Source organism: Rothia nasimurium (assembly GCF_928392795.1).
Lineage (GTDB): Bacteria > Actinomycetota > Actinomycetes > Actinomycetales > Micrococcaceae > Rothia > Rothia nasimurium_F.
In genome coordinates, this window is sequence record NZ_CAKMTJ010000002.1 from 15,467 (window position 1) to 34,038 (window position 18,572).

14 protein-coding genes are annotated in these 18,572 nt (G+C 62.2%); 4 read left to right on the forward strand and 10 right to left on the reverse strand.

The window, feature by feature from the left end; translation table 11 throughout:
• Positions 1-159: 159 nt before the first annotated feature.
• Positions 160-1,518 (reverse strand): Na+/H+ antiporter NhaA, encoded by a 1,359-nt coding sequence (nhaA, locus tag L6963_RS02975; protein ID WP_237206915.1) that lies wholly within the window; start codon positions 1,516-1,518, stop codon positions 160-162.
• A 218-nt stretch (positions 1,519-1,736) separates the two neighbouring features.
• Positions 1,737-3,086 carry a Na+/H+ antiporter NhaA gene (nhaA, locus tag L6963_RS02980; protein WP_237206916.1) on the reverse strand — a complete coding sequence of 450 codons (1,350 nt, stop codon included), beginning with the start codon at positions 3,084-3,086 and terminating at the stop codon, positions 1,737-1,739.
• A 414-nt stretch (positions 3,087-3,500) separates the two neighbouring features.
• Between nhaA (L6963_RS02980) and L6963_RS02985 the strand changes: the two genes are divergently transcribed.
• From L6963_RS02985 to L6963_RS02995, 3 genes are all read left to right on the forward strand, one after another.
• Complete coding sequence (locus L6963_RS02985) at positions 3,501-4,019, forward strand: MarR family winged helix-turn-helix transcriptional regulator (protein ID WP_237206917.1); 519 nt, start codon at positions 3,501-3,503, stop codon at positions 4,017-4,019.
• A gap of 621 nt (positions 4,020-4,640) precedes the next feature.
• Positions 4,641-5,273, forward strand: a complete 633-nt coding sequence (locus L6963_RS02990) for a superoxide dismutase (protein ID WP_237196787.1) — start codon at positions 4,641-4,643, stop codon at positions 5,271-5,273.
• 163 nt (positions 5,274-5,436) lie between these two features.
• Positions 5,437-6,414: a thermonuclease family protein gene (locus tag L6963_RS02995; RefSeq protein ID WP_237206918.1), complete on the forward strand. Its 978-nt coding sequence runs from the start codon at positions 5,437-5,439 to the stop codon at positions 6,412-6,414.
• Positions 6,415-6,509: 95 nt separating this feature from the next.
• Here L6963_RS02995 and L6963_RS03000 read toward each other — a convergent pair whose 3' ends face one another.
• The 8 genes from L6963_RS03000 to L6963_RS03035 form a co-directional block, all read right to left on the reverse strand.
• A complete protein-coding gene (locus tag L6963_RS03000; RefSeq protein ID WP_237209147.1) occupies positions 6,510-7,367 on the reverse strand; it encodes a thermonuclease family protein in 858 nt (285 codons plus the stop codon).
• Complete coding sequence (locus tag L6963_RS03005) at positions 7,367-8,191, reverse strand: NUDIX hydrolase (RefSeq protein WP_237206920.1); 825 nt, start codon at positions 8,189-8,191, stop codon at positions 7,367-7,369. The genes L6963_RS03000 and L6963_RS03005 overlap by 1 nt, the downstream gene beginning before the upstream one ends.
• A gap of 322 nt (positions 8,192-8,513) precedes the next feature.
• Positions 8,514-8,834 (reverse strand): putative quinol monooxygenase, encoded by a 321-nt coding sequence (locus L6963_RS03010; protein ID WP_237206921.1) that lies wholly within the window; start codon positions 8,832-8,834, stop codon positions 8,514-8,516.
• A gap of 128 nt (positions 8,835-8,962) precedes the next feature.
• Complete coding sequence (locus tag L6963_RS03015) at positions 8,963-9,814, reverse strand: anchored repeat-type ABC transporter permease subunit (protein WP_237206922.1); 852 nt, start codon at positions 9,812-9,814, stop codon at positions 8,963-8,965.
• The gene (locus L6963_RS03020; protein ID WP_237206923.1) at positions 9,811-10,590 is read right to left on the reverse strand and encodes an anchored repeat-type ABC transporter ATP-binding subunit; all 780 of its coding nucleotides are present in this window, start codon (positions 10,588-10,590) and stop codon (positions 9,811-9,813) included. Before L6963_RS03020 ends, L6963_RS03015 begins: the two co-directional genes overlap by 4 nt.
• A complete protein-coding gene (locus L6963_RS03025; protein ID WP_237206924.1) occupies positions 10,587-11,627 on the reverse strand; it encodes a choice-of-anchor M domain-containing protein in 1,041 nt (346 codons plus the stop codon). Before L6963_RS03025 ends, L6963_RS03020 begins: the two co-directional genes overlap by 4 nt.
• Positions 11,628-11,852: 225 nt before the next feature.
• Positions 11,853-13,328, reverse strand: a complete 1,476-nt coding sequence (locus tag L6963_RS03030; protein WP_237209145.1) for an anchored repeat ABC transporter, substrate-binding protein — start codon at positions 13,326-13,328, stop codon at positions 11,853-11,855.
• 94 nt (positions 13,329-13,422) lie between these two features.
• Positions 13,423-15,516, reverse strand: a complete 2,094-nt coding sequence (locus L6963_RS03035) for a TIGR03773 family transporter-associated surface protein (RefSeq protein ID WP_237206926.1) — start codon at positions 15,514-15,516, stop codon at positions 13,423-13,425.
• 125 nt (positions 15,517-15,641) lie between these two features.
• On the opposite strand from L6963_RS03035, the gene L6963_RS03040 reads away from it, so the two are divergent.
• Entirely contained in the window at positions 15,642-18,386 is a 2,745-nt protein-coding gene (locus L6963_RS03040; RefSeq protein ID WP_237206927.1) for a choice-of-anchor M domain-containing protein, read from the forward strand.
• The last annotated feature ends 186 nt before the right edge of the window (positions 18,387-18,572 follow it).

The window sequence follows — 18,572 nt, forward strand, 5'->3', positions numbered from 1 at the left end:
CTCGCTTGCGATTGTGCAAAACAGGTACGGTGTGATGTTGCCGTTTCGCTCTTAGAATTCACCCTAGAAGGGGACCGCACAACCTAAAAGGGACCACGTAATATGCGGTCCCTTTTAGGTTGTGCGGTCCCCTTGCAGGTGTGCTGGGGTGGACGGACGCTAGGCGCCGGGGCGGGGTGTGTCCGTGTTGTCGGTGAAGACGTCAGGGATGCCGTCCTGGTTCTCGTCCACGCTTTCCTTCAGGGTGACTTCCTTGTAGTGCTTGTTGCGGATCGACAGGATGGTGGCACCCAGAAGTGCGGCAATGAGGGAGCCGATCATGATGCCGACCTTGGCGTCCTCGGTGTGCAGGGAGCCTGCCTCGAAGGAGAGCTCGGCAACCAGCATGGAGACGGTGAAGCCGATACCGCCGGTGACCGCCAGGCCAATGACATCGATCCACTTAATATCGGGATCCAGGTTGACCCCGCGGAAGCGGGTAATCAGCCAGGTGGTGCCGGTAATGCCAACGGTTTTACCCAGCACCAGACCGACCATAATACCGATAGCAACGGAATCTGCCAGGGCGGTCTTAAGGCCGTCCCAGCCGCCAACGGCTACACCGGCGGAGAAGAAGGCGAAGACGGGGACGCAGAAGCCGGTGGAGAGCGGACGCAGGCGGTGCTCCAGGGTCTCGGCCAGGGAGGCGTGAGCATCGGCTTGCTTAGCCTGGGCGGTCATGCGGACGGGGACGCAGAAGCCCAGAATGACGCCCGCGATGGTGGCGTGAATGCCTGACTCTAGGAAGAGGGCCCAGGTGATAAGACCCAGGGGGAGCAGGATAACCCAGGCCGCCCACTTTTTCTCGTGGAAGAACTTCTCATGCTTGTGAGTCAGCCAGAAATATAGCCCAATGGGAATGATTGAGATAATCAGGTACCAGGCGTGGAAGTTACTGGTGTAGAAGAGGGCGATAATAACGATGGCAATCAGGTCATCGACCACAGCCAGGGTCAGTAGGAAGGTGCGCAGGGCCGCGGGTAGGAAGGTGCCCACACCGGCCAGCACGGCCACCGCGAAAGCGATATCGGTAGCGGCGGGAATAGCCCAGCCGTGCACAGCGGTCTCATTGCCGTGGTTGATGGCGAAATAGATAATAGCCGGGGTCATGGCACCGCCGAAGGCGGCCGCGATGGGGACGACGGCTTTACCCGGGTCACGTAGGTCGCCCACCACGAACTCTTTTTTGAGTTCTAGGCCGGTGAGGAAGAAGAAGACCGTGAGCAGGCCGTCAGCGGCCCACAGGTGCACGTTCATCATCAGGTGGCTGAAGCCGGGAATGTTCAAGCCCAGCTCGGTATCGCGCACACTCTCGTAGAAATGTGCGGCTTGGGAGTTAGCCAGAATAACGGCGAGCACGGTGGCGGCGAGCAGAATAAAACCACCCACCGATTCCTTGCGCATAATCTCTGAGACGCGGCTGGTCTCGGCGTACGATCCGCGGGAAAAGAGCGGGTCCTTGTGAGGCGTCTGAGTCATGCCTCTCCTTAGGTCGGGTGTGTGTCTTCGCTTGCTTCAGGTTCCATTATGCTCCTTTAGCCCAGCTAATGCCGGAATCTGAGATGCAGAACTGCACACCGGCGTCCGCCCCTCATCTCACTCAAGGGGACCGCAAAACCTAAAAGGGACCGCATATTATGCGGTCCCTTTTAAGAAATCAGGTCCCCTCGGGGGGTGTACCGAGGGGCGGGCGGACGCTAGGCGCCGGGGCGGGGTGCGTCCGTGTTGTCGGTGAAGACGTCGGGGATGCCGTCCTCGTTCTCGTCCACGGTCTCCTTCAGCGCAATCTGCTTGTAGTGCTTGTTGCGAATCGACAGGATAACGGCACCTAGCAGGGCGGCGGTAACCGAAGCGGTCAGAATCGCGACCTTAGCTGCATCGTTGTAGTCGGAGCCCAGACCGAAGGACAGCTCGGCAATCAGCAGGGAGACGGTGAAGCCGATACCGGCCAGGGTGGCTACGCCAATAACATCGATCCATGCGATATCGGGGTCGAGGTTGGCACGGCGCAGGCGGGTGACCAGCCAGGTGGAGACCGTAATACCAATCATCTTGCCGAAAATCAGGGCCAGAATGATGCCGTAAGCAATCGGCTCGGTGACCGCGTCAATGAAGCCCTGGAAGCCGCCGATAGCGACGCCCGCTGAGAAGAAGGCGAAGACGGGTACACAGAAACCTGCGGAGAAGGGGCGCACGCGGTGCTCCATGACCTCGGCCAGGCCGTGGTGGGCGTCCGCCGCTTCGGTGCGCTTGTTCTTGCGCACGGGAATCATGAAGGCCAGAATGACGCCCGCGATGGTGGCGTGAATACCGGAGTTAAGGAAGAGTACCCAGACCACAAAACCGATGGGCAGCAGGATAAACCAGGACGCGGCCGGGGAGAGGTGGAAGAGCTTCTCACCCTTACGCGCTACCAGGGCGTAGAGGGCAATGGGAATGATGGAGAGGGCCAGGAAGCCGATCTTCAGGTCTGAGGTGTAGAAGAGGGCGATGATGGTAATGGCGATGAGGTCATCGACCACGGCCAGGGTGAGCAGGAAGGTGCGCAGGGCAGAGGGCAGGTGGGAGCCAATGACGGCGAGGACGGCCACGGCAAAGGCGATGTCGGTTGCCGCGGGAATAGCCCAGCCCCCGAGGGCCTCAGAGCTGCTATTGAGGTTGACCAGTACGTAGATGATGGCGGGCAGGGCAACGCCGCCTGCCGCTGCCACGATGGGTACCAGGGCCTTGCCGGGGTTGCGCAGGTCGCCCTCGACGAATTCTTTTTTGAGTTCTAGACCGACCAGGAAGAAGAAGACTGCTAGCAGACCGTCGGCTGCCCAGTGGCCGATGGAGAGTTTAAGGTGCAGGCCCCAGAAGTCTGCGCCCAGGTAGGTGTCGCGCAGGCCGAAGTAGTGCTCGGCGGCGGCTGAGTTGGCAAAAACAAGGGCGAGGACGGTGGCAACCAGCAGGATGATGCCGCCGGTGGATTCCTTCGAAAGGATTTCTGAAACGCGCTGGGATTCCTTGTAGGAGCCGCGCGATAGGACGGTGTTTTCTGATGACATAAACGCTCTTTGAGGTCGATGAGTAACGATAAACCGCCTACTCACCGGCCGCTTCTGAAGGGTTACCGGGGCGGACGCCTACAGCGCCGCGGGTGCCTACCTTCAGGTGGGGCGGTGGTGAGTTGGGCGGGCCGACCAGTCTTCCCGGCACACCTTAGTAACCTAGCTTATCAAATGCGAGGTGAGGAGGGGAATTAGATAACGGGAACAAGTTTTGGGAGCGAGCCATGCTAGCAAGAGGACGGCTTGAGGGGTACCTACCGAGACCTGGAGGCAAAAACTAGCCCTAAATAATCGATATTTTTCGCAAAACGCGCCAACACGGGTGCACCAGAAGCAGAAACCCTTTCGAAAGAAACTTAGACTAGGTATAGACAACCCCCAGTCCTCCCCATTGCACCGACCAGAGGAACCATGAGCGAAGAAACCCCCGTAGCCGCTACCGATGCCACCCGCTGGCTGACTGAAGAAGAGCGCGAAGGCTGGCTCTTTATCTCCTCCATCATGTTTAACCTGCCCGGCCAACTTGAAAGCCAGTTGCAGAAGGATTCGGGCCTCAGCTTCGTTGAGTACATGGTGCTCGCTATGCTCTCAGAATCTCCCCAGCACAAACTCACCATGACCGACCTGGCTCGGCAGACCAACACCCTGCTACCTCGACTGTCACGGGTGGTAACCCGCCTGGAGAAAGACAATTTTGTTGAGCGCAGCACCTGGGAGAAAGACCGCCGTGTCTCCATCTGCCACCTGCTGCCCGGTGGTCTGGCTAAGGTGCAGGAGGCTGCCCCCGGCCACGTCGAGGCTGTTCGCCGCATTATCTTTGATCAGCTTAATGCCCGCCAGGTGAAGTCCCTCGCCAAAATCGGTGAATCAGTCCTGGGGGACAAGCCCAGCACGGTCATTAACGTCTCGAATGTAGCCTCTCTCGACTAGGCGATTTAAACCTCTGGTGGTGGTTCCCGCTATGTCTATGCACAGTTCTTATCCACAGCTTTAAATCTGGATTATCTATAAAAAGGTGCCCCGGTCAGCCTGTTTAGGCGGCCGGGGCACCTTTTATCCCCACCTGTGGATAAGTCTGTGAACAATATCCACTTAAAAGGTGGAAAAACCGCCAGCCCTGTGGGTAAAAACGCTCAAAAGTGCGCTCATCACCGAGTTGAAGTGCCTAAAAAGTATGTTTTCCACAGTGCTTATCCACACCCGTGGATAAGTGACACCGGTGTGATTTTCGAACAACACCGGTGTATTTTCGAAAGACTAACCCCCGAGTTGCCCCATTCTGCCCCGTATTCTCTCGAACATCTTCGAAACTCCCACCCGTGTAATTCGAATATCCCCAGTTTTATCCCCACCTGTGGATAACTTTCCCCGCTCTTAAGTGGAAAACTGTGGAGAACCTACCCCGGGCGTCCGCCTGCCCCGTTTTAGACCGTTTTGCCCAGGGCTAAACAAGGGGACTTATCAAGTAACCTCCCGTGACCCCGCGCGCTCCAGTGTGTAGAGTTAAACCCAGAAAGACCCAAAGAAGGGCCTTCAACGAAAGGAATGACCATGTCAGAAAAGTACGTTCTGCCTGAACTCGACTACGACTACGCAGCCCTCGAGCCCCACATCTCAGCCCGCATCATGGAGCTGCACCACTCCAAGCACCACGCCACCTACGTCGGCGGCGCTAACACCGCTCTTGAGAAGATGGAAGAAGCCCGCGAAAAGGGCGACTTCGCCAACATCGGCAAGCTCTCCAAGGACCTCGCCTTCAACCTGGGCGGCCACACCAACCACTCCATCTTCTGGAAGAACCTCTCACCCGAGGGTGGCGACAAGCCCGTCGGTGAACTGGCAGCAGCAATCGACAACGACTTCGGCTCCTTCGACGGCTTCCGCGCCCACTTCGAAAACGTAGCCCTCACCATCCAGGGCTCCGGCTGGGCCATCCTGGCCTGGGACACCGTCGGTAAGCGCCTCGTCATCGAGCAGCTCTACGACCAGCAGGGCAACATCTCCGTTGCGCTGATTCCCGTCCTGCAGCTGGACATGTGGGAGCACGCCTTCTACCTCGACTACCAGAACGTCAAGGCTGACTACGTCAAGGCATTCTGGAACATCGTCAACTGGGAAGACGTCGCAGCCCGCTTCGACCGCGCCGTCTCCCAGACCAAGGGCCTCGTCATTCCCGAAGCCTAAACCCCTCGCGCCCCGTGTGCGGGTAAAAAGCCGGGTGCCGGCGTCCGCTCCAATGAGAGAAGGACGCCGGCACCCGGCTTTTAAGGGCCGCACCGGCCCCGTAATACTGGCAGGTCAAGCGCTGGGGCACCTAGTATGGTGAGCAACACAAAGGAGTAGACCCATGCGCCCTGCCCGCATTTTCACGCCTGCCGCCCTGACCGCTGGCATGCTCACCCTTACCGGCTGCGGCCTCTTCGGCAGTGACGCCGAACCGGTCAGCACCGCCACCCCCAGCGCGACAGATGAAACTTCGGTAGCCCGCGTCCTGCGCGTGATCGACGCCGACACCCTCAGCATAGAGCGCGACAGCACCACCATCACCGTGGACCTACTTGGCCTCGTCACCCCGCAGGCTAAACACGAAAACGAAGACATGCGCTGCCTGGCCCCCGAAGCCGCTGACTACCTGGCCAAGCTCGTTCCCATCGGCTCACCCGTCACCCTCACCTACGACGAGGCCCTCGGGATGGGCGAAACCAGCCAGCCCGACCCGTCCGTAAGCCCCACCATCACCGTCAAAGCCGCAGTCACCCTCCCCGACGGGCGCATGCTCAATACCGAAATGGCCCGGGCAGGGTTCGGCGTGGCTATTCCCGAAGGTGGCTCTACCCTTTACGACACCATCAGTGCAGCCCAAGACCAGGCCGACCAGCAGCAGGCAGGTATCTACAGCCGAACCATTGACTGCACCCTCCCTGCCCGTCTCAATTCAACCCTCACCAGTATAAATAACGCTCAGGGAATGGATCTCAAGGAGCCCCTAGAAGCCGCCGACTCTCTCACCCGCCGCCTAGAAGAATACGAAACTGCTAGCGACCTACCCCTGCTCTCAACCGTCGCCCAAACCCAGTCCGTCAAAACCCTGCGCGACGCCCTCGTCCGCGCCCGCGACAGCAAACGCATCGTCTACAACCTGGCAGAAGAAGCCGAACGAGAAAGACTAGAACGCGAAAAAGCAGAAAAGGACGCCAAGGGCGAGCCCCCGGCCGAAGCTAGCCAGCCGCCAGCTCCCGAACCCACCTCAGCCAACCCGGACAATACCCACCCGGGCGATACACCCCACCCCGAAGACCCGGAAAGCCCTACTTCAACCCCCTAAATTCACCCACAGACCAAACACAAGGACGCCGCCCCTCACCCTCCTGCCTACAGGCACGGAGGTGAGGGACGGCGTCCGCTCTGTTCAAGTGTTGTCTAGGAACCCGGGCGTACCGGAGTATCCTCCGCCTCAGCCTTCTTCTGCTGGTTCACGCTGGTACTGTTTTCAGGGTAGAAATCATCACCCAGAAGACTCTTCAGATCGTTCAGCTGGTTAGCTACCGCATCAAGAGTCACAATAGAACCAACCCACTGAGCCGGGGCAGCCTTCTGCTCTTCAAGTTCAGTGTAAAAAGCTGATGCCTCCTGGTAGATAGTTTCCCGCTCAGAAACTCGCTTTTGATCCTCAGCCGAGGCATCAGCCGAAGTATTAATCTCCCAGCTGCGGGCGTCCTCAACCTTAGCCTGGTGGGCCTGAATCTCAGCCGGAATCGTGCACTCAATGTCTTTGGAGTATAGGCCGATACCTTCGTTGGCGGCGTCCTGCTGGGCCTGAGAAATCTCGCCATAGAACTCATCTGTAGCGGTAGTAAAAGTAGTAGCCACCATGCCGGCCCGCGCCATATCCCGGTTGATAAAAGCGTCACCCGAATACACCGCAGCCTCAACATAGCCGGTCGCCCCGCGCTGGGACTCATCAAAATTCAGAGTCACCTGGCTACCCTCCGGTAGCTTCTCAGCCAGAAGGGCCTTTGACTCACTCACCAGGCAGTTAGAAGAGAGGGCCACACCGTTATCGGTGGGGGAAGAAGTGTTAATCAGGCGAACCTGCTTCTCAACCCCATCAAAACTGGCGGTAAAAGTATTAGCCGACTCAACCGACACCACCGTAGCCGTCATGCCATCAGTGTAAGTAATAGTCGGGGCACTCGCGGTGCTACCGGCCGTATCACCGGACCCACAGGCTGTGAGAGACACCAGGGCGAGAGCAAGCAGCGGGGCTAAACGCTTCATCAAGCATCACCGTTCTCAGCGTTATAGGCGGCCTCGCGGTACATACCCAGAGGGCCCTGGTCCGCAAAGGCGCGCGAGTGGTTGTAGCGGTAAAGGCGCGGCGGGCGGTGACGGGTGCCCTCAACACGCTTACCTGTATCAATAATAGACTTGGACGCCGCAATCTGGCGGCGGAAGTTCGCCGGGTCAAGCGTCCGACCCAAAATCGCCTCATAGACCTCACGCAGCTGGGCGAGCGTGAACTCCTCACCCAAGAAGGAGTGGGCGATACGGGAGTACTCCACCTTATTCTGCAGGCGGTAGAGGGCGTATTCAACGATCTCGTTGTGGTCAAAGGCCAGGATAGGGAGCTCTTCGATGGGGAACCAGCGGATGTTCTCGTGCACGCGGGTGCGGTTCACCTCGGTCTGGGGGATCGATGCCCAGTAAATCACCGACACCACCCGCTCATGCTTATCTTCCTCAGCAGGAACAGGCAGAGAGCCACCCTCACGCATAATCTTGTAATCCGGGGTGCGGTGCACATCGCCAAAAGCATAGAGCTGCTCAAGGTAACCCGGCACCAGGCCGGTCGCCCGCTGAAGGGTATAACCAGCTGCCTCTTCAAGCGACATATCGGGCTGAAGCGGGCCACCCGGCAGAGCCCACTGGCCCTTATAGGGCTCACGCAAGCGACGCACCAGCGGCAGCCACAGCGAATGGTGAGACTCGCCCTCCTTGCGGCGCAGAGCCAAAATCACGGTAGAAACAGCAAGCGAAACCGACGTATGGTCAGCATCAAGATGCTCATCGTGGTGGGCCTGGGCGGCATTCGGCAAAGTCATGTGGCTCCCCGGTCGTAGGCAGTAAAAATCAGGACGCCCCACGGCGACCTCTACACCCATTCTAGTCAATCGGTCAAGAGATAACCCCAGCCCAACACCCCGGGCACAAGCCCGGGGACAAAAACAAGGACGCCAGCAGGCAGCTACCTGCCCACCGGCGTCCTGGTGCGGAGCAAGCTACGAAATTTTCCAGCCTCGCAAGCTCGGCTGATTCGGCTAATGCCTGCGGCTCCGCAGGCTCCGCCGATTCGCCAGAATTGCTATTTCGCTTCGCGGAAATTCTGGCTCATCCCTTCGGTCGAGCTGAAAATTTCTTCGCAAGCTACGAAATTTTCAGCTCTCCCATCTCATCCCAGTCGTTGCCGTCGATGGTGCGGGAAATAATCTTGGGGGTCTCGGTCAGCCAGGGCTTCATGGCTTCCAGCCCCTTGGCGAAGTGATCCGACTCTACGTGAGCTGCCGCGGCGTCGTCCTCAAAAGCCTCAACGAGAACAACCTCGTTGGGGTCTTCCACGCTCAGTGACCACTCAAACCACTTGTTGCCCGGCTCAGCGCGGGTGGCCTCGGTGAACTCGCGGGTAGCGGCCAAAAAGCCCTCGCGATCGCCGTCCTTAACCTGGTATTTCACAACAATGAAAATCACGGGTGTTCCTTCACTCGATTGATAACAGTTCACTTACTATCTTTCCGAGGTAAAGAAGCAAAAGCAAGGCAGAGACCAACTTCCTGTAACGAAGATGCCCTTCGAAAAGTGCACATGCCTGTCACTTTTTAACGGGAAGTTGCACTTTTCAGGGGGAACCGCCCGCGGGCCGCCCAGCAGAGCAGGAACCCGGCAATCATGGTCAGCACGATGACGCCGCCGGTGGGCAGGTTGAAAGCCCAGGAAAGGTAAAGCCCCACCGTGGATGTCACTGCCCCGAAGGCCGGCGCAAAGACCATCATGCGCCCCAGGGTGGAGCAGAGCAGGCGGGCGCTCGCTGCCGGAACCACCAGCAGCGCCAGCACCAGAACATTGCCCAGGGTCTGAAGGGAAATCACAACAGACACGGTAACCACCACGTAGAGCAAAATATCCAGGGCTAGCACCGGCAGACCCGCAGCTTTGGTGCTCTCCTTATCGAGTGATACCGCCACAATCTCTTTATGGAAGAGCCCCAACACAAGCGCCAGCACAGCAGCAATGGCCGCTGCCTGGGCGACGTCCGCCCCCGAAATACCCACGATGGAACCGAACAAAAAGTCCTGCACCGACCCCGAGTACCCTGGGGCCAGGGAAATGATGGTGATACCCAGGGCGAAAGACCCGGCAAAGAAAATACCGATGACCGAGTCCTCTTTGAGCTTCTGGTTCTGGCTAAAAATCGCCACCAGAATAGCGGTGATGACGCCTGCCACCAGGCCACCCACTACCAGCGACCCGCCCACCACAAAGGCTACCGCTAGGCCTGGGAAGACCGAGTGGGCAACAGCATCGCCGATAAAGACCATGCCGCGCATGACCACATGGCAGCCCACCAGCCCGGTAATCAGGGAGGCAATCACGACCGCCGCCAGCGCCCGCGCCAGGAAAGCCAGGTTGGGGTTGAAAAGGTCTTGGATAAATTCGTAGGGAGTAATCATAGGGCTCTCTCACACCCTTCGTGCTGGCCGTGCAGGAAGGCGTAGAGTTCTTCGATGCTGTGCTGCTGGGCGGGGGCGTCCACGGCGAGGGTGCCGCGCACGCCGATAATGCGGGAGCACCAGGTGCGGGCGGCGATCATGTCGTGGGTGGACATCAGAATGGTCATCCCCTCGGCGGCTAGCGCCCGGTAGAGGCGGTTGAGGGAGTCCTGGGTAGGGGCGTCCACGCCGGTGAAGGGTTCGTCGAGAAGCAGGAGCTTGGGGGCGGACGCCAGGGCGCGGGCTAGCAGGACCCGCTGCTTTTGCCCGCCGGAGAGTTCGCCCACGGGGCGGTCTTTGAGGTCGGTCAGCTCTGCCTTGTCGAGGGCGGAGTAGACCGCCTGCCAGTCGGCGCGGCGGGGTCGGCGGAACCAGCCGATGGTGCGGGTGCGCCCGCTCATGACGGCGTTTTCAACGGTGATAGGGAAGTCCCACTGGAAGAGGTGCTTTTGAGGTACGTAGCCAATGTGGGCGCGGGCTTTGAGGGGCGGCTCGCCGAGAATATCGATGCGCCCTTGACCGGTGGGGACAAGCCCGAGCAGGGAGCGCAACAGGGTGGTTTTGCCTGCACCGTTTGCCCCGATCAGCCCGACGAATTCGCCGGGGTGCAGGGTTAGGTTGAGGCCGGTGAGGACGGGCCGCCCCGGGTAGCCTGCGTGCAGGTCGGTGATGGTGACGGTGGGGGCGGACGCCGCTGCGCCGGTTTCTCGCACGGGGGCAGGTGGGGCGGTGGTCATGCGCGGCCCCCGGTGGACTGCTCGAAGGCTTCAGCCTTAGCGGCTGCGGAGCGACGGGCTAGGAGAACACCACCGACGGTGAGGGCCAGAAGTAGCGCGCCACCACCGGCCATGAGGCCAATCGGTAGGGTTGAGTCGCTGTTCTCTGCTTCACTGCTGGTGCTTGAATCGCCAGCTGCCGCAGCGGTGGAGGTTGCCTCGGTCGCCTGGGCGCTCGCGTCCTGGTCTTCCCCCTGGCTCTCGCCCCCTGCGCTGCCCTCGTCAACCGCACCGAGGGCGTCCGCCCCGGCAAACACCTGCTCGTTGCTCACCGAGGAGCCGACAGCGAAGAGCAGGCGGGCAGTATCGCTGACCACGGTGCCATCAGCCAGTTCAGCGTGGGCGCGCACGGTCAGGTAGTAGGCTCCGGGGGCGGTGAAGACCCAGTTGGCGTGGGTGTGCACGTTGGGTTCAACGAAGATGTCCTGGGGGTCGGTGCTGTCGGAGGTCCACAGCACTTCCGGCGCTCCGAAGGTGCCGTTTTCCAGGTACATGGAGAACCCACCGGGGCCCTCTACCCCCTCAAGGGTGAAGGTGACGCCGCGGCCAAGGCGCTCCACCATCTGGGGGTTCTGGGTGTTCCAGCCGGGCCAGACCACCCCGGCCAGCTCGGTCTGTGGGATCACATAGACCTGCTCCCCGGGGGAGGCCTGCACAAAGGAGTAGCGGGGGTCATCGGGCACGGCCATCATAGCGGTGTCATCGCCGCGCAGCACCACGTCGGCAGGGTCGCGCCAAACAGGCTCGGCAGTTGAATCATCGCGGAACATGAGTTCCCAGGAGCCCTCGACAAAGGCCGGGCCCATATCAACGTGCCCAGCGGCGATCTCGTGCTGGCCGCTGATGACCGGCTCGTCGGGCGAGAGGGTCTGTTCCAGGGCGCGCTCTTCGGCGCTCTTATTCTCTTCGGCCGCGTAGGCTGCGGGGGTCAGCGCGGACGCCGGCACCAGCAGGGCTGCCAGGGCCAGGGCGGTGGTGAATCGGGGAGAGATTTTCATGGAAATCCTTGGGTTAGGTGGAACAGGTGCTAGGGGCTCACAGCGAAGCTGCTGGCTCGATGGAGTGAGCGGGTGCGTCAGCACACAAGAGCGAACGGAATCCGCCGCAAGGCGGGGCGTGAATCGCCTTATGAGCGCTAGCGAATCAGGCGAGAGGGTCGGCAGCGAGCGTGAGCCTCTAGCGCCTATCTACATATCTTTTTTCTTTTTGATCATGCTTCGGCCTTATCTGGCAGTGGAACAGTCGGTAATGGCCTGCGCGTTGGCCAGCATCATCTGGGAGTACCTGGGGGCATCTGCATCGAGGGAGTCGGAGTAGAGTTCGCAGACCCGTACCCCGGCCTCCTGGCCTACCTGCTGGAGCACCGGCGTCCTGTTCATCGACCCGCGCTCGGTGTAGAGGGCGGGTACGGCCAGGTCGTCGATGGTGCGGCGCAGGCGCTCGCGCTGCTGGATGCTGGGTTCTACGCCCGCGCCGGGGGAGACGTAGCCGGCGACGGTGAGCCCGTAGGTTGAGGCCAGGTAGCGGTAACCGTCGTGGGTGGTGACCAGGTTCTTAGCCGCATCGGGGAGCTGGCCGTAGATGCGGTGGAGTTCCCGGTCGGTGTCTGCCAGTTCGGTGAGCAGGGCTTCGGTGTTGGCCCGGTAGGTGGCGGCCCCGGCGGGGTCGGCGGCGGTGAGGGTGTCGCGTATGAGCTGGGCTGCGGCCATGGCGTTGGGTACCGAGTGCCAGATGTGGGGGTCGATTTCGCCGTGGACGTGCTTGCCCAGCACCGCCTGGGCCAGCAGGTAGACCTGGTCGCCGGGCTTGCCGAGGAAGCGGTACTGGGGCCCGGCGGGGAGCTCCTGCAGGGTGCGGGAGGGCACCGCAATGACGGTGGTGGCGGGGTCGTGTTCGGTGACCTGCCCGTCGGAGTCGGTGCGAATCACCAGGCGTCCGGTGTCGAGCTGGGCGGTGAGGTCGGCATGCCCGGCATCGAGGACGGTGACGGGCTGGCCGGTGGCCTCCTGTAGGGCGCGTGCCTGGGCGTCGGGGGAGACGCCGACGGCAAAGTGCACGGTGGTTGGGCGGACGTCGGTGAGGCCGTCCAGGGCCGCGCCGTCGGAGCTGCGGGCCTGAGCTTCAAGGTCCAGCGAGTATATACCTGTTTGGGTATATGCCCAGGACAGGTGGGTGTGGGCCTGGAGGGGCAGGGAAGTTTCCCCTAGGCTGCCCGCCCTGGCGGTACCGTCCGCCCCCGTATCTGCTACCTTCTCGACAGACCCAAAGGTTCCGGTGATAAAGGCGGCCAGCTGGCCCGGCCCGCTGGCCTCGGTGGCCCTAAAGGTTACAGAGGCGTCGCGACCCAGGTCGGCATCGCGCGGGGCACCGGAAGTGCGCAGGCCCAGCCAGATGGAATCCAGGGAGGCGTCCTCAACAATCGGAATCAGGGTGCCCCCGTAACTCTCGATCTCTTCGGCAACCGCCACTGAGGCTGCCCCTTTAGGCAGGTTGGCATCAACCGTGCGCACCAGCTTCTGCTGTTCTAGCAGCAGGCCGTTGGTGAAGGCCACATCGGCATAGGCTACGTCGCGAACGTCGCGCAGGGAGGGCTCGTAGGTGTGGGGGTCGGCCCCGGCTGGCACCAGGGAGGTCACCCGGGCTCTGTCCCCAGCAATGGCTGAAGCCAGGTCGGCCAAAATGGGGGTAGAAGCTACCACCTGCAAGCCCTCTTGGCTCCGGGCCCCTGCGCCGCTACAGCCGGTGAGAGCCAGCAGAGCGGTGAGCAGGAGCGGGAGGCAGCTGCCGAGGCGGTTAAGCTGCACGGCGGGCAGAACGGTGGCGGGTAAAGAGCAGGACGCCCGCCCCGGCCAGCAGGGTCAGGGTACCGGCTGCGACGAGGGTGCCAGTAGAAGAGGTGCCGGTGTAGGCCAGCTCGCCCCGGGCTGAGGCCTGCTGGGCCTTGGCGAGCTCATCCTCGCTCAGGGTGCAGTCACGCCCGTCGGCGGTCTTGCCCACGATGCGTACCTGGGAGCCATCGGGGCGGGTGACCAGGCCGGTGGCGCTATCAACCGAGCCCTGCCCATCGCCTGCGGGGGCTTGGGTACTAGAGCTGCTACCGGCGTCCTGCTGCTGGGTCTGCTGTTGGGCCTGGGCCATATCGCCCACCTCAAAATTCAAAGTGCCGCTAGCTGTTGCCTGCCCACCGCTCTTGAGCGGCACCGTCCAGGTGAGGGTTGCGGAGTAGACGCCGGGGGCGGTGAAGACCCAGTTGGCGTGCTGGTGGGTGTTGAGCGGAACCGAGAAGGAGTCGCCCACCCCGTTAAAGACAGTGGTTCCGGCGGATCCAAAGTTGCCGGAGAGGAAGACCGAGAGCCTACCCGGGCCCTGCAGGTCGGTCAGGGTGAGGGTGGCCGGGCCGGAGGCCTGGGCAACGAGCTCGGGGTTCTGGGTGTTCCAGCCGACCCAGGGAACGGTGGCCTGCTGGGTTGCCCCAATCAGATAGACCTCGGCACCGGCCGGGGCGATATGGCCCATGCCGCCGGGCATGGTGGTCTTGGCGCCGTCACCCAGCACAAAAGTCAGGGCGCCGGGCTGCTTCCAGGTGGCGGGGGAGGTGCGGTCGTCCTTGACCTGGGCCGAGAGATTGCCGCCGCTCAGCACCGCCCCGAAGTCGAAGTGGCCGCTGGTGGCTTTGCTGGTGCTTGTATTGACGGCCTTTTGGATGGTGAAGGCGGGCTTGTCCAGGGTGCGCGCGGACGCCCGGTTAGCCGCACCTGCCTCACCCTGCTGGGCCTGCTCGGCAGGTTTGACCAGTTCTTCGGTGGCCATGCACTGCTGGGGCGCGGTGCCCCCGCTACCGCCTGCCGCTGAGTGCTGCTGGGCGGGGTGCTGCTGAGCTGGATTCTGGGCGGTCGGTGCTCGGTGAACCTGGTTGCTGCTTCCCGCCGCCGGGGCTGCATGCTGCTGGCTGGTCTGGGTGCTGGCGCTTTCCTGGCTACCGCCGGGGGCCGGTGCCGGGTTGAAGGGAGCGTAGCTTGGTGCTGCCGGTGCGGACGCCGCTGCCTCGGTTGTCTCTACCGGTGCGGGTGCGCTGGGTTTGGGGCTAGTAGATGAAGGTGTCTCGGGTGCCGTGCTGGGGGAGGGGCTGGTGGGCTGGGCTGCCTCGGTTGGGCCGCCCAGTTCGGCAGGGAGCTGCCCCACCACAAAGGTGTAGGTCTGTTCGGTGCTGACGGGGGTGCCGTCCGCCCGGGTGGCGCTGGCGCGGAAGGTGAGCTCGTAGGTGCCGGTGGCGGTAAAGGCCCAGTTGGCGTGCACGTGGGAACCAATCGGCTGCTGAAGGGCGGGCAGTTTCTCGCGGGAGCTAAAGACCCGCTGGGTGCCAAAGGGGGAGGACTGGAAGACTTCAACTGAGCCGCCCTCTGGGGCCTTGGTATTCACAAGTTCCAGGGTGAGTGTGTCGCCGACTAGCTCACCGGGGCGGATGCCCTCGGTATTCCAGCCGGGCCACAGTACCCCGGCTGCCTGGGTCTGGGGAGCTAGCCAGATGGTTGCCCCTTCAGCGCCCAAAAAATCGAACCCGGCAGGCACGCTGACCCTGGTTTCAGCGCGGTCTTGCAGGTTGAAGACTGTCTGGGTGGGGTCTAGGCGGGTGCGGGGGGCGCCGGGTAGGTCGGCGTAGGTGAAGAGTTCTAGCTGCCCGTTGGCTAGGGCCATAGCCAGGGCGTCGGTGTGCTCGACGGTGAGGACGGTGCGCGCCGCGGCTTCTTCGCTTGCGGTGGGGGTTGCCTGGCTGGCGGTAGGGGCAGAGCTGCCCTGTTCGGCTACTGCTGGGGAGGCTGCTAGGGGGCCTGCAAGCAGGGTCAGTGAAAGGGCTGCAACCGAGAGGGCGCGGGGGAACTGGTGCATAGTGTGCTTTCTAACTGTGTGTTGTTTGGCTTTTCTCGACATATAGAATATCTTTAATGATAATCATTCTCAAGTTGGTTGGGGTGCTGCTGCCCCCAACCCCGCACACACCTAGAAAGACCGCAATGCAGACCCAAGCACCCGCGTCCGCTCCCTCACTACACCCGGCAGCTCGCAGGCGTCCCTACCGCGCCCTCATCCTCTCAGCCCTGGCCATCGCCACCCTGGTGGGCTCGTCCCTGCCCGCCGCCGCAGGCCCCGACGACGGCAAAATCGTAGGCACCCAGGCTCACATTGACGCCCCGCAAACCGTCTGGGAAAACAACAGTTTCAGCCTCTACGCCAAGATGCCCCACGGCGACAAAAATGACGCCCTCGTACCCTTTGACCAGTCTGTTCTCTGGTTGGGCAAGGGTTACTCCGCCCGTGCCGAGGCCAAAAATCAGTACATCTTTACCGTGCCCGATTCCCCCAACGCCAGCTTCCTGGGCAAGCCCGGCGACAAGCTCTACATGGCCCCCTCCCTGCCCTATGGCAACCACAACCCTGCCTGGGTCGGCTTCGGGGCAGATACCAACATCCCCGTAGAAAACTTCCGCGACGGCACCTTCACCCTGGACCTCCTGAGCGTCAATGGCCCCGGCGTCATGGAAATGTTCACCTACCGCTCCAACTACTTCCCCAACGATGTGCGCCGCATGCTCAGCTCCACTGATCCCGACTTCCAGTCGGCCGTGCTGACCCCCGGTGCCCACACCCACAACTTCACCACCTTCTCCCGCCCCGGCCGCTACGAGGTTACCTACCGCACTGTAGCCCGCGGGCTTGACGGCCAAACCATCGAGTCCAAGCCCACCACCGCCGTTTGGCAGGTGGGCGGCAATCGCCCCATCGACGGCTCGGGGGTTGCCAGCGAAACCCCGCTCATCGATACCTACAACAAGGCCCTCACCACCTCTCTTGCCGCAGAAAACTACAGCCTCACCCTGGCACCCAAGGCCACTGTGGAGCAGGATGGCGACGAATCTCTGACCGACATCACCTTCGACGCCGGGCGCACCGACATCTCGGGAACCCTCACCCTCTACAACCAGGGCTACTTCCTGACCGATGTGCGGGTTGAAGGCGGAAAAGCCACCTGGTCAGAAATGCTGGGCTCTCTAGATTCCCAGATTCAGGGCGTCTTTATTCCGGACGGATCCGCGGCAGGCTCCGGCGCCAAAGCTGCCAAGTGGGTGACCCCCGCCCTGACCTACACACCCGGGGAGAGCGCGTCCGTGCGCTCAGATGCGGGTGAAGGACGCTGGCCCGCCCCTGCCGCTGACCCCGGCAACACCCTGCTCCCCACCGGTCACCATGCCCTGACCAGCGGTGACTACACGGTCACCATCAAGCCCTCTGAACACGAGGGCTACAATCTGGTGCAGATTAAGTTCGCCGACCCCACCGTGCGCGGCTACGTTTCAGGTGGCATGTTCCGCCGGGCTGAGGACGCCTCGGGGGCTGCCAACTGCTACGCCCACATCGATAACGGGGTTGCCAGCTGCTACCTGAGCGCAGCCAACTGGCTCAAGGGCTACCACGCCATTTTCAACATCACCCCCCACCCCGATATGGACGCCCGCACCGACCGGCACACAGTCACCAGCGACTATGTGCCCGGCCAGGAATATAGCTCCAGTGGCTCCCTTACGCTTACCGACCCCGTGGTAGCTCCTAGCCAGCCTGCCCCTAGCCTCGAACCTAGCCCTGAGCCCAGCTCGCCTGCTCCTTCACCGAGCAACCCTGCTCCGAGTCCGTCCGCCCCGGTTCAGCCTGAGCCTACCGCCAGTCCGTCCGCCCCCGCCCAGCCCCTGCCTGATGCCCGCCAGTGCCGGGCACCTGAGTTTGAAGGTCGCTACCTGCTCACCGACGGGCACATCGATATCAAGGCAACCCTGGCAGGCGGGGCAGTGAAGCTGGCGCTGAAAGATGAGACCGGGGCTGTCACCCGCGAAGCTGCTGAGCGATCCCTGAATGACGTGGTGCTGGGCCTGGGCGATAACACCCGCTTTGCCCGCCAGGAGCAGATGATGGCCCCCGAGCTGGACTTCCTGGGCGAGGCCGGTAGCGAGTTCTACGGCCTGCCGCAGACCCAGCAGGCCGGTATTCTCTGGCCCGGCTGGAACACCCAGGACGTTGACTACGCCCAGCTTGCTGGGCCGGTCACCCTGCACCTGGTGCCGGTTGAGATGCCGGACGGCGCTGCCTACGGGGTCTACGAGCAGGACTTCGCCGGGGCCGTCACCCTGCACGCCGGGGGTGCTACCAAAGACACCACCATCGACATTGATTTCGCTACACACGCCCACGCCAACTGGGTCTTTACCGACCCCGGGGTCTACGGCTTCGACGTCTACTACAGCGCCCCGCTGCCCAACGGAACCACGGCCCGCAGCGAGACCCAGCGTGCGGTCTTTGCTGTAGGCGGCGCGGCGATTGACGACTGCTTGGCTGCAACTGAGAACGCCCCCAGCCCTGAGCCCAGCCAGCAGCCGGCTGCCCAGCCCACGGTACAGCCATCAGGGGAGTCTTCCGTGCAGCCCTCAGGGCAGCCCGGTGATCAGCCGACTGTCGGGGTAGATGCTGAGCCTAGTTCCACCTCGCCCGGGGCAGGGGAGTCGGCGGACGGCGTCCGCGCAGCTGACAATGACGGTGCAGCTGGCGGCGCCGGGGCGGTCACCGGCCAGTCTGGCACCGGTCAGAGCCAGCAGGCCTCGGGCAGCGGTGGCAGCCTGGCCTCGACCGGTGCCTCGGTGCTGGGCGTAGCTGCTGCCGGTGCCCTGGCGCTGGGGGCGGGCGTCCTGATGCTGCGTCGCCGTCAGCGCTAACCCCCTGCTGAACCCGCCCCCTTAAAAGTGCAACTGCCCTTCACTAAGTGACGGGCAGTTGCACTTTTAAGATGGCACGTACGCGAGCTCTCATCTTGCGATTGTTCAACAATTGTGTAATCTATGTCTATGACCTAGCACGCATTACGACGGCCTCGTCGCGTGCTCCTACCCCCAAGGAGAGAC